This window comes from Kitasatospora sp. NPDC001527, assembly GCF_040298605.1.
Lineage (GTDB): Bacteria > Actinomycetota > Actinomycetes > Streptomycetales > Streptomycetaceae > Kitasatospora.
In genome coordinates this window covers 19,483-34,116 of sequence record NZ_JBEPAM010000035.1, presented here as the reverse complement: position 1 = coordinate 34,116, position 14,634 = coordinate 19,483, and the positions used below count along the sequence as shown (strand labels likewise).

Annotated in this window: 15 protein-coding genes and 1 pseudogene; 5 read left to right on the top strand and 11 right to left on the bottom strand. The window is 72.4% G+C overall.

What is annotated here, in order from left to right; genetic code table 11:
- The 11 genes and pseudogenes from ABT238_RS26695 to ABT238_RS26645 all read right to left on the bottom strand — a co-directional run.
- A pseudogene (locus ABT238_RS26695) lies at positions 1–985 on the bottom strand (hypothetical protein); the annotation flags it as partial.
- A gap of 132 nt (positions 986–1,117) precedes the next feature.
- Positions 1,118–1,339, bottom strand: a complete 222-nt coding sequence (locus ABT238_RS26690; protein WP_350794181.1) for a hypothetical protein — start codon at positions 1,337–1,339, stop codon at positions 1,118–1,120.
- An 8-nt stretch (positions 1,340–1,347) separates the two neighbouring features.
- Positions 1,348–1,905, bottom strand: a complete 558-nt coding sequence (locus ABT238_RS26685; RefSeq protein ID WP_350794174.1) for a hypothetical protein — start codon at positions 1,903–1,905, stop codon at positions 1,348–1,350.
- A 312-nt stretch (positions 1,906–2,217) separates the two neighbouring features.
- On the bottom strand, positions 2,218–4,449 hold the full coding sequence (locus ABT238_RS26680) for a hypothetical protein (protein ID WP_350794168.1): 2,232 nt from the start codon (positions 4,447–4,449) through the stop codon (positions 2,218–2,220).
- Positions 4,450–4,494: 45 nt separating this feature from the next.
- Positions 4,495–5,001 (bottom strand): hypothetical protein, encoded by a 507-nt coding sequence (locus ABT238_RS26675; protein WP_350794162.1) that lies wholly within the window; start codon positions 4,999–5,001, stop codon positions 4,495–4,497.
- Positions 5,002–5,118: 117 nt separating this feature from the next.
- Complete coding sequence (locus ABT238_RS26670; protein ID WP_350794156.1) at positions 5,119–5,331, bottom strand: hypothetical protein; 213 nt, start codon at positions 5,329–5,331, stop codon at positions 5,119–5,121.
- A 135-nt stretch (positions 5,332–5,466) separates the two neighbouring features.
- The gene (locus ABT238_RS26665) at positions 5,467–5,730 is read right to left on the bottom strand and encodes a hypothetical protein (protein WP_350794150.1); all 264 of its coding nucleotides are present in this window, start codon (positions 5,728–5,730) and stop codon (positions 5,467–5,469) included.
- 248 nt (positions 5,731–5,978) lie between these two features.
- On the bottom strand, positions 5,979–6,122 hold the full coding sequence (locus ABT238_RS26660) for a hypothetical protein (protein ID WP_350794143.1): 144 nt from the start codon (positions 6,120–6,122) through the stop codon (positions 5,979–5,981).
- Positions 6,123–6,126: 4 nt separating this feature from the next.
- The gene (locus ABT238_RS26655; protein ID WP_350794138.1) at positions 6,127–6,546 is read right to left on the bottom strand and encodes a hypothetical protein; all 420 of its coding nucleotides are present in this window, start codon (positions 6,544–6,546) and stop codon (positions 6,127–6,129) included.
- 374 nt (positions 6,547–6,920) lie between these two features.
- Positions 6,921–7,343 (bottom strand): hypothetical protein, encoded by a 423-nt coding sequence (locus ABT238_RS26650; protein WP_350794134.1) that lies wholly within the window; start codon positions 7,341–7,343, stop codon positions 6,921–6,923.
- Between the two features lie 124 nt (positions 7,344–7,467).
- The gene (locus ABT238_RS26645) at positions 7,468–8,331 is read right to left on the bottom strand and encodes a hypothetical protein (protein ID WP_350794129.1); all 864 of its coding nucleotides are present in this window, start codon (positions 8,329–8,331) and stop codon (positions 7,468–7,470) included.
- A 350-nt stretch (positions 8,332–8,681) separates the two neighbouring features.
- On the opposite strand from ABT238_RS26645, the gene ABT238_RS26640 reads away from it, so the two are divergent.
- The 5 genes from ABT238_RS26640 (at position 8,682) to ABT238_RS26620 (ending at position 14,568) form a co-directional block, all read left to right on the top strand.
- Positions 8,682–9,017 (top strand): GntR family transcriptional regulator, encoded by a 336-nt coding sequence (locus ABT238_RS26640; RefSeq protein WP_350794121.1) that lies wholly within the window; start codon positions 8,682–8,684, stop codon positions 9,015–9,017.
- Between the two features lie 197 nt (positions 9,018–9,214).
- Complete coding sequence (locus tag ABT238_RS26635) at positions 9,215–10,447, top strand: NsdA family TPR-like regulatory protein (RefSeq protein ID WP_350794101.1); 1,233 nt, start codon at positions 9,215–9,217, stop codon at positions 10,445–10,447.
- A 543-nt stretch (positions 10,448–10,990) separates the two neighbouring features.
- The gene (locus tag ABT238_RS26630; RefSeq protein ID WP_350794095.1) at positions 10,991–12,403 is read left to right on the top strand and encodes a hypothetical protein; all 1,413 of its coding nucleotides are present in this window, start codon (positions 10,991–10,993) and stop codon (positions 12,401–12,403) included.
- A gap of 80 nt (positions 12,404–12,483) precedes the next feature.
- Positions 12,484–14,094, top strand: a complete 1,611-nt coding sequence (dnaB, locus tag ABT238_RS26625; RefSeq protein ID WP_350794090.1) for a replicative DNA helicase — start codon at positions 12,484–12,486, stop codon at positions 14,092–14,094.
- Positions 14,095–14,262: 168 nt separating this feature from the next.
- Complete coding sequence (locus tag ABT238_RS26620) at positions 14,263–14,568, top strand: hypothetical protein (RefSeq protein WP_350794078.1); 306 nt, start codon at positions 14,263–14,265, stop codon at positions 14,566–14,568.
- Positions 14,569–14,634: the final 66 nt, after the last annotated feature.

Sequence of the window (14,634 nt, the reverse complement as noted above, 5' to 3'; positions counted from 1 at the left end):
CCTTGGACGAGCCACCACCGGCGGAAGCACCCGGACCGGAACCCCCGGAGCCGCCCTTACCGGTGTCCTTGCCCTTGGGCGAGCCACCACCGGCGGAAGCACCCGGACCGGAACCCCCGGAGCCGCCCTTACCGGTGTCCTTGCCCTTGGGCGAGCCACCACCGGCGGCACCCGGGCCGGAACCCCCGGAGCCGCTCTTACCGGTGTCCTTGCCGGAGCCCCTGCGGGTGCTGCCGGCGGGAGAGGAGTATGAGTCCGTGCTCTGGATCTGGTTCCGCCGAGGTGCGCCTGGACCACCGCCCAGGCCGCCTCCGCTCGACCCGCCCGAGCCCTGGGCCGAGCTCCGCCGGGGCACGCCCGGACCGCCCGGTGCTCCGCCGGACCCGCTCGGGCCCCGTCCCCCGCCGGGCCCGCCGCCTCGGCCGCCCGCCTGGCGCTCGAGGGAGCGGCGGCCCCACTCGTGTGAGGGGGTGACCGTGTCCCGGCCGCCGCCCTTCTTCTCCTTGTTCTCCTTGCTGTCCTTCCCGGCCTTCTGCGCGACCTCGCTGACGGCGCCGCGCTGTTCCCGGCTGGCCCGCCAGGCGGTGACCGCCGAGTGGATGCCGCGCATCGCGGCAACGGAGACGGCGAGCACCGCAGCGAGCGACAGCGCGCCCAGGCCCGGCCCGGGGGCCGCCTCCGGGCCGGCCTCGGACCGGAACGTGGCGGGCACCTGGCCGGGCACCGGCGGGGCCGGCGCGGCCGGTTCGTCCGGCAGCGGCGGGGGTCCGACCGGCACCAGCTCGGCCGGGCCGGACAGGCCGGCAAGGGTCTCCAGCGGGGAGCGTCGGCCGGTGGCCGGAGGCATCTCCAGGACCGGGGGCGCGGCCGGTTCGGCGGGCAGCGGAGGCGGTGCCTCCGGCAGCGGCGGGGGTGCGAATCCGACCCCTCCACCGGATCCTCCGGGGAACGGAACGACGTTGTCAGGGCGCTCGTCGTCGCTCATTCCTCCTCCTTCCAGGGTTGACAGACAGTCACCGGTACGGCAACCTCGCGCGCGCGCGTCGCGCGCGCACCTTGGGGGCCGCCGCGGCGGCCCCCAGCCGGTTGTGGTTGTGGTTGTGGTTGGTGATGACGGCTACTGGTTGTGACGCTCGAAGAACTTGTGGAGCGAGGAGGACAGGTCGTTCCAGACCTCGGGCCGGCCCTGCCGTTCGGCCTCCACCGCGATCGACCGGGCGACGTCCCACCAGTAGGCGGCGTACGCGGCCGGGCCCTTCGCGCGGGCCTTCTCGCCGCCCTCGCGCCAGTGTTCCCGGCGGTTGCGGCGGCGCCTGGTGGCCGCCTCCGCGGCACTCATCCGGGCCATCAGCCGACCCGCTTCGGCGACGGGAAGAAGTCGCCGATGCCGCTGATCGCCGGGGCCGCTGGCTCGGCCGGCGCCCCGGCGGGCGCCCCGGCGGGCGGCTGCACCGGCAGGTACACCCCGCCGCTGGCCTCCTCGGCCGGCGCCGCAGCCGGGTCACCGACGCCCGACAGCTGCGCCGCCGACCTGCCGAGCGAGGCGGTCACGGTGTTCTGCAGTCGCGCCCCGCGCCTGGCCCGCCGGGCGGCCTTCCGCTCGGCGACGGTGTTCCGGCGCTGCGGCAGCTCCAGCACCTGGTGGACGTAGGTGGCGTACAGCGCCTCGGCCGCCCCGGCCGCCCGCTTGGACGCCTTCTCCATCCGGCGCAGCTTGGCGGCGACCTTGCGGGCGCGGTTGCGCTCGGACAGCCATCGGTCGCCGTCGATCGGCGTGTTCCGCAGGCGCTGCTCGACGACGGTGGCGAGCTGGCCGTACTGGCGGGCGTCCTCGAGGTGCTGGTCGCGTTGGAGCGCGGTGAACTTCCGCATCCCGTCGTCGGTGAACAGGGTGTTCAGGTCCATGGTGGGGCTCTCCCTCTGAGAGCGTGCGGGCAGGCGGCTTCAGCCTCCTGACCTGGGGTGATGTGGGAGTTGACCCGGGCTCCGGCCGGATGTCCGGGTCGTGGAGTGGTGCTCGGCGCGCCGGCGGCCGGACGCCTTGTCCGGCCGCCGGCACACACCTGGGAGAGGGCGTGCCGGCGGCCGGCCGAGAGGCCCGGAACGGGGGGATGGATCGGTCAGCGGCGGCGCAACCGGAGAACTACCGGCAGGCGGGACCGTGGTCGCCCTCGCGGGCGTGGACCGCGAACAACGCAGTGGCCGAGTACTTGTCGGTCAGCTCGTCTTGGCGAGGTCGCGGTAGGCGGCGACCCGCCGCGAGACGGTGGACTTGGAGACGCCGAGCTCGTCGGCGATGGGCTGCAACGGCAGTCGCTCGGGCGGGCCCTGGTGGCGTTGCACGTGCCGGGTGATGACCTCGATGTCGGTTTCGGTCAGGACCCGTGCAACGCTCACGGTCGTTGCACCGGAGGGCGCCGACGAGGCGGCGGGCGTTGCACCCGGACGGGGCGTTGCAGCCGTTGCAGCCGCCCCGTTGCGTCCCGTTTCACCGGCCGCCAACGCCAGCCGCGTTGCAGCGCCACCCGTTGTACGACTCCCGCCACCTGCGGTTTCACCGAGGGCGGCGGGCCGTGTAACGGGGACCGCCCCGACCACTGGGGCCGGGTCCGGAGCGGGGTGGACCGGCGCCGTTGCAGCGCCCGTTTCAGACCCGTCGGGCTGCGTTGCAGACGCCTCGTCCGCCGGGGCGGTGTCGTCGTCGTGCGTTGCAGGGGTGTGCGGGATGAGCGCGTGGACGCGCCAGACGACGATCGGTGCGATGCATGCAACGCCGACGATGAGCTGCCACTTTGGGTGCCATGTCCCGTCGGCGGCGCGTGCCATGCCGAGGAGGTGGGCGTCGGCGATGTGGTAGACGGCGTTCGCGATGATCATCGTCATCAGGGCGATGAACACCTCGAGCTTCTTGTGGGCGCGGATCGCGGACATCGCCCACACGTCGATCGCCACCGGCAGCAGCCAGGCGATCCCCGCCGGAATCCCGACCAGCATCGCCAACGCGTACTCACCACTGGCCGTCAGACCGACACCGGCCGCCAGCGCCCCCCACGGAGCCTTCGTCCACGCCCAGCCGCTGAACCGGACAGCACGACCCCTCACCTTCGCCGCCAGGCCACGCTTGCGCTTCGCCTGCCGGGCCGCGATCCGCCGCTCCTCCGCGACCAGCACCTGGACCCTGGCCTCCGCCTCGACCACCTGCCCGGCCGCCCCTGCGATGAGCCCCTCCGCCTCGATCCGGGCCTGATTGACGATCCGCTGCGCCTCGGCCTCGGCCTTGCCGCGCGCCGCCTTGGCCTGGCGCTCCAGCTCACCGGCCCGGCTCTCGGCCGCGGTGCGCAGCGTGTCGGCGTGCTGCTGGCCGCGCTCGCGCAGGCCGGCCGCCTGGTGGGCGGCCTCCTCGCGGACGGCCTCGGCCTCGGTCTCGGCCTGCTCGCGCAGCCGCTCGGCCTCGGCCTGGGCCGTCTCGCGGATCTCGTCCGCGTCGGCCCTCGCCGTCTCCTCCAGACGCGCGCGCAGTTCCTCGGCCTGTCGGCGCAGGTCCTCGGCTTGGGCCTCGGTCGCGGCGGCGAGCTCGCGGGACCTGAGCGCGGCGGTGTCGCGGATGCACTGGGCATCGGCGGCCGCGTCCGCGCGGGCCCGGTCGGCGGCGGCCAGGGCGTCACGGCAGGCCTGGTCGGCCAGCGCCCGACGGCCCGCCAGGTCCTTCTCCGCCTCGGCCTGGTAGGCGTCGACCCGCTGGCGGGTGCGCTCCAGGGCCTCGGTGGCGTCGGCGAGCCGCTCGCGGGCGGTGGTGAGGTCGGAGTCCGACTTGCGGCGGATCTGCCGGGCCTCGACCTCGGCGGCCTCCACGACCCGGCCGGCCGTCTCGGCCGCCTGCGCGAGGATCTGCTCCGCCCGGCACCCGGCCTTGGCCTCGGCCTCGGCGGTGAGTACCTCGGTCGTGTGCTCGGCCTGCGCCTTCGCGTCGGCCAGCAGTTGCTCGGCCTCGGCACCGGCGGCGGCCCGGACCTGATCGGCGCGGGTCTCGGCGTCGGCCAGCATCTTCGCGCCGCGGGCCTGGGCGTCGGCGAGCAGCTGCTCCGCCTCGGTGCCGGCGCTCGCCGCACCCTGCTGGCGCAGCGCCTGGGCGTCGCGCTCGGCACTGGCCAGGAGGTCGGCCGCCCGCAGCCGGGCGCCGTCCAGGATCTGCGCCGCCTGGTCGTCGGCGGCCCGGGTGAGGACGTCTGCGGCGGCGGTCGCCTGCTCGGCCAGGCCCAGGAGGTCGGCGGCGCGGTCGCGGGCGTCGGCCAGCTCGGCGCGGGCCTGGTCGAGCAGCCCGTTGGCCACAGACTGGTCGACGACGGCGTGCACGACGGTGGTGGCGCCGGCCGGCGCGGTGGACGGGGTGGGCGTCTTCGTCGTCTTGGCCGCGGGGCGGCGGGCGGGGGTGCGGGTGCGGGCAGCCACCGGGGGCTCCTCCTCCATATAGGGGTGCGCGGGGAAGCGCGGTGGTCAGGACCGCTGGCCGGCGCGGTAGTCGATGTCGCTGACGCGCAGCAGATTCAGCAGGGCGGCCAGGCTGGCCACCGACTGCATCTCCCAGCACCTCGGGCTGCCGATCAGGCAGATCCGCTCGACCTCGGGGTAGAACCGGGAGCGGTCGGTGCGGACCTTGGCGTGGCCGGGGTGGTAGTGCAGCCAGCGGCCGGCACCGAGGTAGTGGACGGCCGTGCCGTCCGGGTAGCCGGTCCACCGTTCGGCCATGGCCAGCCCGAGCGTGTTGGTCGGGTCGAGGTGCTTCTCGGCGTGGTCGGCCGCGTTCATCTCGGCCTCCTCGCGCACCGCGGTGTCGACGTGGCGCAGGACGGCGGGCAGGTCGCCGTCGACCGGCGGCTCGGGCGGCGTCCACCCGCCCTCCTGGGCGGCGAGCAGCAGGTGCGCCTCCGCCAGCTCGTACTCGGTGGCGTCCAGGCGGCGCCGGGTCTCGGTCAGGACGGCGGTGCGGATCAGACGAAACACAGGGTCCTCCGGTGATCGGTGATCGGGGTGGTGCGTCGGGCAGACGCCGCCGCGCCCCGCCACCCGGGGGTCCAGGGGCGGGACGCGGCGGCCTGTAGGGGCAGGTGGCGGTGCTGGTCAGAGCAGGTCGAGCGGGATGCTGCTGACCGACCGGCCGTCCACGACCACGGTGGTGACGGCCCCGGCCTCGATGTAGGTGCCGCCGGTGCGCAGGTCGTTGAACTGCGGGCCCGGCCCCACGTTGATCGGGCCGGACGCGGTCCCGATCTGCACGGCGATCCCGTTCACGGTCGAGTCGGTGACGGTGTTGCTGGTCTCCTGCTGCGCCATGATGTTCTGCCTCCTTGCTGGTGGCCGGGACGGTCCCGGCCGATCGGTGCTCGCGCGACGGGCACCTTCGAACACCGCTGCACCCCGTGCTGACGGGGGCGGAGCGCGGCGGCGAACGACAGCGTCCGGCGGCGGTCAGACCGACGGGGCCATGAGGGCGAGGCGCCGCAGCGCCGCGACCTGGTCCGGGTGGGCGGCCTCGTCCAGGACGTGCCGCTGCTCCAGGAGCGCGCCGTCGGTGGCTGGCTGCTCCAGGAGCGGGTCGGCCCAGCGCGCGACGTCGCGGGCGTCGAGCTCGTCCATGTAGGCGACGTACTCGGCCTGGTCGGCGGCCTCGTACGCGGCGTGCATCGCGGCCAGCCCGGCCTGCCAGGCGGCGTACTCCTCGGTCGTCCTCACGGGCGGATCCCCTCTCGTGCGGTGGTGGTGGCTACTTCTGCTGTCCGCCGGCCTTCTCGGCCTGCGCCTTCGCGTGCATCTCGCGGGCCCGCCGCAGCAACTCGTCCATCTGCCGCTGCGTCCAGGCCTGGTCCTCCGGGCTGCTCACTTGCCGCTGCCCTTCGAGGTGATCGGCGGGTCCTTCGGGGCGGGGGTGCCGGGGGTTCCGCCGCCGCCGTAGGAGCGGCAGAGCATGGGGTCGGTGTGGGTCACTTGGTGCCTCCCTGGCTGGCGGCCTGCTGCTGGCGGAGCTGGTCGGCCTGCTGGCGGGCGCGCTCGGCGGCCGCGGCGGCCTCGGTGGCGGCGGCGATGCGGCGGGCGACTTCCTGGTCGCCGAGGTGCTGGCTGCTCATCGGGTCAGCCGGCCAGGGGGAGGGAGCGGAGGGTGGCGACGGCGGCGGAGACGGTGGCCGGGAGCGGCCGCACGACGCCGGTGGAGGCGGGCTCGGTGTCGGCGAGGTCGTCGAGGTCGATGACGACGTCGCGGATCGCCCGGGTGGCGGCCACCGAGCGGGCCCGGACCCTGGCGATCTTCTCGGGCAGCAGAAGCAGCAGGCCGTCCAGGCCACGGGCGTCGTCGGGGTAGAGGCCGGCGGCGACGTCGGCCCACACGGCGTCGGCCAGGTCCTCGTCGAGGTCCGCGGCGGCCGGGCTGATGTCGGCGAGCTGCTCGGCGGCGGCCACGAGCAGGCGGCTGGCGTACCGGCCGTACAGCTCGTCCAGGTCGTCGGTGGTGGTCTTCGGGATGCGGGCGGAGAGTGCCATGATGGGGGTCACGGTCGGGTGTTCCTCTCGTCTCAGCGGATGGTGGTGCTCGACCGGCCAGGCCCCCGGGGTTGCACCCCCGGGGGCCTTCTTTGCTGTTCTGGCTGCTGTACGAGCAGGCCACGGCCCGGCGCCCACCCTGCAGATCGGGGCGGGCGCCGGGCCGTGGTCGTTCGTGCAGGTGTCGGCAGGTCAGGTGGTCCGGCTCCCGGGCCGGGCCTCCCGCGGTCCAGGAGCCGGACCGAGGTATTGCCCGATGAGGTATCCGGGGACGACGGCCGCGCACTCGTGCCACGACGGCCGGCCCCGCTCCGACGGGACGCGCGCCACGCCCTGCTCCGCCCCGGCCCCGGTACGGGCCAGGTAGACGACCAGATGGACACGCATCAGGCCGCCGCGCGCTGCGGGCGGGGCCGCTCGGCGGCGGGCCGGCGAGGACGGGGGACCGGCTGGTAGCCGACCGCGTCCACCGCGCTGGCGGCGAGCTCGGCGATGTCAGCCGCGCCCGGGGCGGCAGCGGTGGCGAGCCGCCCCGCCATGCGTACCGGCGGCCGGTCGTGGAGGCGGGTCACCAGGACGTTGGCGGTGCTGTCCAGCAGGTCCAGGAGCTCGGTGAACGACAGGCGGCGGCCGGCGGTGGCCTCGGTGGCGTGCAGCCACAGCTCACCGCACAGGTCGTCGACGGCGTCACTGCCGGTGTCCAGGTCAGCGCCGTCCAGCAACTCCTGGACCAGCTCGCGCAGTCCGGCCGAGTACCAGGTGTAGGCCTCGGCCAGCAGCACGGCGGCGGGGGCGGGGGTGTCGGGCATCGCGGTCTCCTCGGAATCGGTCACGCGGGGCGGGGATGCTGTGCGGGCAGAGCGACGGCCGCCGCCCACCCCCTCGTGCTCGGGGTGGGCGGCGGCCGTGGCGGTTCGTGCCGGTGGTGGCCGGTCAGGCGGCGGAGAAGTTCCTGCGCACCGGGCTGGCCTCGCGGACCGCCGCCTCGGTACGCCGGGCGGCGAGCGCCAACGACGCCTCCTGCGTGGTGTAGCCCTGGGACGGGAGCTGCGGGCCGAACAGCCGCCGACGGGAGTCGGGGTGTCCGACCAGCGGCTCGATCTTGCGCACCCAGGCGTCGTGGTCCGGCTGCTGGGACCGCTCGGCCCACAGGGCCTGACGGCGCCGGAGCTGCTCATCAGCCTGGATGGTGTCCTCCTCCGACTGCTCCCGCTGCTCCTGCTCGGCGCGGGCCTGGGCGGCGAGGCGCTCCGGCTCCTGGCGCAGCAGCTGCAGGTAGGTGGCGTACAGGCGGGCGCCGTCGGTGCACAGCCGGGTGCCGGAGCAGCCGGTGGTGCTGTCCTCGCGGGTGGTCTTGTCCTTGCGGCCGGCGCACCGGGCGCTGTGCGAGTAGAACGCCGCGCGGGCCGTGTCGGCGGTGGGCGCGGCCGGGGCCAGCTGGTGGAGCGCTGGCGGCTTCGGCGTCGGCACCTTGCGGAGCACGGTGGTCGGCCGACGGGCAGCGACCTCGGCGAGCCCGTCCTCGACCTGCGTGACCCAGCGGGCCACCATGAGGTCCATCTCGATGCGCTGGCCGCTGCCGGGACACCGTGCGTCCCGCCGGATCTGGCGGCCGTCGGCGCCGAGCAGGTCCCGGCCGAGGTCGGTGGAGCGGTGAGCGGGGATCATCGAGCGGGTCAGCTTGCGCCAGGTCCCGCAGTCGGTGCAGACGACGGTGACGGGCTCGCTGGGGTGGAGCGTGATGTGGGTGGAGCGGATCTGCGAGGCCTTCAGGGCAGGCCGGCCGTTGTGACGCATGGGGTATCTCCCTCGGTCTCGGGGATCTGGTTGCCGTTGCGTTCTCCGACCGCCACGGCCGAAAGCCGTGGTGGGCGGGCAGCGCAACCGCTGCGGTAGAGCTGTCCGTAGCCCGGCGGCGGGGACCTCGTGGATCGTCACCCGTATGTGCCGTGAGCGGCTCGGTGCAGGTCGAGCTATGGAGTTCTCAAGAAACAGCGCCACCGCCCGAAGGCGGGTGACAACCACATGTTCTGCTCCGGCCTTCGTCAGCGCCGGGCTTGCTCATTCAAGGTAGATGCTATGGATAACCTTGTCAACATGGCTGCCATGGCTATCTACGGCGAGGATGCGGCTGTACGATGTCGCACATGACCAGCGACCCGACCCGGCAGCAGGTGCCGTATCAGCAGCTCGCACAGGCACTCCTCACACAGATTCGCAACGAGGAGTTCAAGCCCGGCGACCGGCTCCCCAGCACTGCCCAGCTGGCTGCCACCCATGGCATGGCGACGGGAACGGTCCAACGTGCTCTCGCCGACCTGCGACGCCGTGGGGTTATCTACTCCCAGGCCGGCCGCGGCTCTTTCGTGAGCAGTCCTGAGCAAGAGCTGGCCAAGGAGAGGAGCGTGGCAGACCTCGCCCAGGAGCTTGACGAGCTGAGAAAGCGCGTCGAACTGCTGGAGCGCACCCTGCGGACCACCTGACACCGGCTCCCCCTGGCCCATATGTAGATCAAGCCCCTCGAGGCCGCTGGACTGATCACGGTGCCCCGCCACAAGAACTACAGAAAGTGACAGCAGGAGGTGACAAGCGAAATGTCACCTGCCCTTGTCACCTCCGCATGGCTAGGCCCCGATGCCAAGCTCGCCACAGCAAGGCCACTGCTACGGAGGGATCTGCGATGGCCGATGAACGCCCCGACTGGGCGCGTCGGATGGTTGAGGAGCGGGCAGCCCGAGGCTGGTCGCAGCTCGATGCGGTGCGCGCGTTGATGGCCCGACTCCCAGCCGACCAAGATGTGCTGGAGCAGGATCTGCTGCGACAGTGGAAGCGCTGGGAGTCGGGGGAGAACCAGCCGAAGAAGTACCAGCCACACATTGCCGCGTGCTTCGGGACGACGACCGGCGCCTTCTTTCCCCAACGCAGCCGACGGGATGGTCGCGCGGAGATCCTCCAGGTCAGCGGCATGGATACGGTGGACATCATCGCCAGGCTCCGTGCAAGTGACGTCGACGCCGCCACCCTGGATGCACTGCGCATCACGGCGGACCGGCTGTGCTGCGAGTACGCCTACATGCCAGCGGACCAGTTGCTCCTCGAAGGGAAGGCATGGCTCGCCCGTGTTGTCGGCCTCCAGCACCAGCGGGTGAGTCTGGCCCAACACCGGGAGCTCATCGCCCTCGCCGGAAAGCTCTCACTCCTGGTGGGCTGTGTGGAATACGACTTGGGTCGCCCACGGGATGCCGAGGCCACCCGCCAGGCCGCACTCATGCTCGGTACCGAAGCCGGCGAGCCCAGCGTCCAGGGCTGGGCACACGAAATGCGGGCCTGGTTCGCGCTGACTCGGGGCGACTACCGCGGCGTTATCGCGGCTGCGGAGGCTGGCATTGCTCTGGCTCCGAACGAGTCAGTGGTTGCACAGCTCTACGCCCAAAAGGCCAAGGCGTGGGCCCGACTGGGCGACCGTCAACAGACCGAAGTAGCGCTGGATCAGGGCCGCCTACTTTTGGAGCGGCTGCCATATCCCGAGAACATCGAGAACCACTTCGTAGTGGACCCAGCGAAGTTCGACTTCTACCGAATGGACGCCTACCGGCGCGTGGGTGAGGACCGCTTGGCCGAGCAGTTGGCCAGCGAGGTGATCCGGGCGAGCACCGACTTCCACGGGACTGAGCGGGCACCGATGCGCATCGCCGAGGCCCGAGTCACGCTCGGCGTCGTTGCCGCCCGTGAGGGCGACCTGGACACCGCGTTGGCCTACGGAGAACAGGCGCTGCAGGGCGACCGACAGTCTCTGCCATCGCTCGCGATGGTCTCCGCAGACCTCGGCCAAGTCCTCCAGTCTCGCTACACCCACGCCCCCGAGGCCGTGGAGTTCATCGCGCACCTTCGTGAACTGCGGAATTCCCGATGAACATGGCTGTCGCTCGTGTTACGGGAGGCACGGCAGCGACGCCGGTCAACCGGCAGGTGGGTGAGAAGGGCGAGGTCGAGCCTGCGGTAACCGGTGCGCTGGAAGTGCTACGGGACCGTACGCCGAGGAGGGCTTCGATGCCACCTGCCTGACGATCAGCAGGCGAGGACACGCCCCGAAATTGCTCGGACCCCGTCCGGGCACGGCTAGGCTCGCTCAGTGCCCCGCGTCAGGGCACCCATACAAGTCCAGAAAACGCGAAAGCGGCCCCCAGTCGCCAAACTTGGGCCGCTATCGCTACGAGAACTGCGTCGTCATGACGGTAGCAGGCGCACCCGCCTACAGGCGAGAGACACCCGTCACTCGCCCAGGTGGACCATCCCTGCCGACCGCCTCGTGACGGCGCTCCACCCGAGAGGTAGCGCCCGCCTTGCCCCGCCCCGTCACGCAACGCCACCGCCCCACCACGCCGGCCCCCTACACCCCGTCCACCGTCCAGGCCGGGCCGGCCCTGGCGCCCTCCGCTGGATCGGGGGTGAAGTGATGGCGGGCAAGCAACCGCGACAGCACGCCAACGCCGGAGGTGGACAGCGAATCTCGCTGATCCCGCCGGACAACGGCGGCTGGTACATCAGCGCCAAGCCGGACTGGGTCAACCTGGCCCCGATCCGCGACAGTGCGGTACGGGCCTGGCACATCATGCGCGACCTGGTCGTGGAGAGCCACGGCCCGGTCCGCGCCCTGACGCTGGACGAGCTGTGCAAGATGGTGCCGATGATCGCGGCCGACGGGACAGTGAAGCCGTCGAGCCTGGGCCGGATGCGCGACATCTTCCGCGACCTGTCCAGCATCGGGCTGATCTCCGACCCGAAGGGCGGGCCGATCTCGACGTCGTCGAGCGCGAAGGCCGCCCTGCGCCCGCTGTCGATCCGGGTCAACGACTGGCCGACGGCCGGGCCCGCGTACGACGGCTGGCGCAACGCCTACGCCAAGCTCGAGGCAATCCGGGCCGGGCTCCCCTTTGACAGGTGCGTGCCTGCGGAGGAGACCGACGGGGACGCTCTGACGGACCGTCCCCGGACGCCCGCGCGCAAGCCTCGGAAGAAGGCCGGCGCGAAGCCCGCCGCGCCCGCCGAGCCGACTCCTGGGGGCGGCTCCGAGGAACCGGCTCCCGAGGCTCCGTCGGGGTCGGGGAGCAGGGGTCTCAAGTCTGGTTGGAAATCCAACCACGGGGACCAGGCCGGTTGGATTTCCAACCAGTCTGGATGGATCTTCAACCAGCTTGGTTGGATTTCCAACCGCGATTCTGGCTTTGACCTGCAAGAACGCGACCCCTCTTCTATTCCCTTCTCTTGCATTCCCTTCTCTTCTGCACCGTCGACCACTGCTGCCCCGTCCGGGGCCGACGTCGAGACGGAAGAAGAAGAGAGGATTGACAACCAGGAGCAGACCTCCGAGCGGGAGGCCGTGCCTTCGGCTGCGGCCGTACCGGCTCCTCGGGGGAAGTCCGCTTCGCAGGCTGCGGATACCGGGCTGTCGCCGGAGGTCCAGCGGATCGTGGCGGCGTGGAAGGCCGGCCGGGAGTCGATCGGTGTGGGTCCGCACCGGGGCGCGAGCGCGCTGGCAGAGTTCACCGACTCGGCCATCAAGCTGGTGGCCAAGGGCGAGTCCGTGGAGTGGCTGGTATCGGTCGCGACCTGGATGGGCTCGGACAAGCCGTCCTGGTGGCGGCTGGGCGAGGCGACCACCGCGCAGCGCTACGGCGCCCCTGCCCGGCCCGCTGCGCCCCGGCGGCCGGACCCGGGCAAGTGCCGGCGCCACCCGGCGCTCCCGCTGGACTGCCCGGCCTGTTTCAACGAGGCGGAGCAGCGGCGCAAGTCCAAGCCGCAGGGCATGTCGATGGCCGAGATTCTGGCGGCCGAGGGCGTGCCGTGGCAGCCGAAGGTCGACGCCTGACCTTCTCGAACAGCAAGCGGCGGCCGGGGTCTGCACCCCCGGCCGCCGGATCGAACCGTCCCTCGAACAGGAGATTCACCATGAGCGTACTGCCCGACGACCTGGCCTTGGAGCCCGAGGACCTGCCCGACGACGAGCCGGACGACCTGCCGGAGGACGACTGGGTGCCCACCGAGGCACCAGCCGTCGAGCAGCTGCCCGCGCCGCGCTGGGGCGGGCGCACCCGCGGCCGCCGCGACGACGCCCCGGCCGGCGACGGCTTCGAGAGGGTCCCGCCGCAGGACCTGGCGGCCGAGCAGGCGGTGCTGGGCGGCATGCTGCTGTCCAAGGACGCGATCGGTGACGTGGTCGAGGTCCTCCAGCCCGCGGACTACTACCGGCCCGCGCACGAGACCGTCCACGGCGCGATCCTCGCCCTCTACGCCCAGGGCGAGCCCGCCGACCCGATCACCGTGGCCGACGAGCTGACCCGCAGCGGCGACCTGGAGCGGGTCGGAGGCCGCGGCTACCTGCACACCCTGGTCAACTCGGTGCCGACCGCCGCGAACGCCGAGTACTACGCGCAGATCGTCCACGAGCGCGCCGTGCTGCGCCGCCTGGTGGAGGCCGGCACGCGGATCGCCGCGATGGGCTACGCCGCCGAGGGAGAGCTCGACGAGATCGTCCAGGCCGCGCAGACGGAGATCTACCAGGCGGTCAGCGCCCGCACCGTCAGCACCCCGTACGCCCCGGTCCGCGACGACGTCGAGGCGTTCTTCGACAACCTGGACGCGGCCAAGACCCGCAAGAAGCTGATCGGGCTGTCCACCGGCTTCGCCGACCTGGACCAGCTCACCAGCGGCCTGCTGCCCCGCCAGCTCATCGTGATCGGCGCCCGCCCGGGCGTCGGGAAGTCGACGCTCGCCCTGGACTTCGCCCGGGCCTGCGCCGTTCACCAGCAGAAGCCGGCCGCGTTCTTCTCCCTGGAGATGGGCCGCGCCGAGATCGTCCAGCGGCTGTTCTCCGCCGAGGCGCGGGTGGCGCTGCACCACATCAAGGCTGGCAGCGTCACCGACGGCGACGTCCAACGGATGGCCCGCCGGACCCAGGCCATCATGGACGCGCCGCTGGTGATCGACGACTCCCAGGAGCTCACCCTGATGGAGATCCGCTCCCGGGCCCGGCGCATCGCCCAGCAGCACGGCGGCCTGGCCCTGGTCGTCGTCGACTACCTCCAGCTGATGCAGTCCGGCGGCAGCAAGCGCTACGGCAACCGGCAGGAGGAGATCAGCGACATCTCCCGCAACCTCAAGATGATGGCGAAGGAACTGGAGTGCCCGGTCGTGGCGCTCTCCCAGCTCAACCGCGGTCCCGAGCAGCGCCAGGACAAGCGGCCGATGGTCTCCGACCTGCGCGAGTCGGGCTCGATCGAGCAGGACGCCGACATCGTGATCCTGCTGCACCGCGAGGACATGCACGAGAAGGAGTCCCCGCGCGCCGGCGAGGTCGAGCTCAACGTCGCCAAGCACCGCGGAGGCCCGCAGGCCGTGATCACCGCCGCGTTCCAGGGCCACTACAGCCGCATCGTCGACATGACCCGCGACCTGGAGTCCGGCCCGGCCGACGACGCCTACGCCGATGGCGCCGCGTGGACCCCCAGCTCGAACACGGCGTCGGACCTCGAATTGCAGGAGACACCTAAGGGGACCTGAGTGCCTTTCAGGGCGTCTGAACCTCGGCCCGAAGCCGGAGATACGTCCGGGGTCGGGATCAGCCGCCAGAAGACGATCTACAGGCTCTGCCCGGCCGGCAGTCGACGCCTCCGGGCCGAACTCCCTCCACACCGAGAGGAATTCAGCCGTGCCAGCATCAACGCTGAGATGGACTCGCTCCAGGTCGCCGCAACCGGCCTGATCACCGACTACTCCGACATCGTCACCCGCGGCGGCCTCGCCGAGCACCCGGACCTGGTCGACCACCGCTTCGGCCTGGTGATCGAGATGCTCGCCGCAGTCCAGGCCGTCGTGGACACCGAACGCGTCAGCGGCGAGTGGCCAGCGCTCCGGGTCCATCCGGGCGCCGAGCACGACCAGCTCGCCGCCGAGTTCGCCCACCACCGCTGCGACTGCCAGCGCTGCCTTCACGGAGGCGGACCGGGCGACGAGGAAGATGCAATCTGGATGTGACCAGGTATCGCCCGAGGCAGCTGCCTCGGGCGATACGTCGCGCGCAGACCTCTGGGGCGACAAACC

Excerpts from the sequence above, each read along its gene's own strand:
- ABT238_RS26690 (WP_350794181.1), bottom strand. The coding sequence starts at position 1,339 with ATGAGTGCCGCGGAGGCGGCCACCAGGCGCCGCCGCAACCGCCGGGAA.
- ABT238_RS26685 (WP_350794174.1), bottom strand. The coding sequence starts at position 1,905 with ATGGACCTGAACACCCTGTTCACCGACGACGGGATGCGGAAGTTCACC.
- ABT238_RS26670 (WP_350794156.1), bottom strand. The coding sequence starts at position 5,331 with ATGGCGCAGCAGGAGACCAGCAACACCGTCACCGACTCGACCGTGAAC.
- ABT238_RS26660 (WP_350794143.1), bottom strand. The coding sequence starts at position 6,122 with ATGAGCAGCCAGCACCTCGGCGACCAGGAAGTCGCCCGCCGCATCGCC.
- ABT238_RS26650 (WP_350794134.1), bottom strand. The coding sequence starts at position 7,343 with ATGCCCGACACCCCCGCCCCCGCCGCCGTGCTGCTGGCCGAGGCCTAC.
- ABT238_RS26645 (WP_350794129.1), bottom strand. The coding sequence starts at position 8,331 with ATGCGTCACAACGGCCGGCCTGCCCTGAAGGCCTCGCAGATCCGCTCC.
- ABT238_RS26640 (WP_350794121.1), top strand. The coding sequence starts at position 8,682 with ATGACCAGCGACCCGACCCGGCAGCAGGTGCCGTATCAGCAGCTCGCA.
- ABT238_RS26635 (WP_350794101.1), top strand. The coding sequence starts at position 9,215 with ATGGCCGATGAACGCCCCGACTGGGCGCGTCGGATGGTTGAGGAGCGG.
- ABT238_RS26630 (WP_350794095.1), top strand. The coding sequence starts at position 10,991 with ATGGCGGGCAAGCAACCGCGACAGCACGCCAACGCCGGAGGTGGACAG.
- dnaB (WP_350794090.1), top strand. The coding sequence starts at position 12,484 with ATGAGCGTACTGCCCGACGACCTGGCCTTGGAGCCCGAGGACCTGCCC.
- ABT238_RS26620 (WP_350794078.1), top strand. The coding sequence starts at position 14,263 with ATGGACTCGCTCCAGGTCGCCGCAACCGGCCTGATCACCGACTACTCC.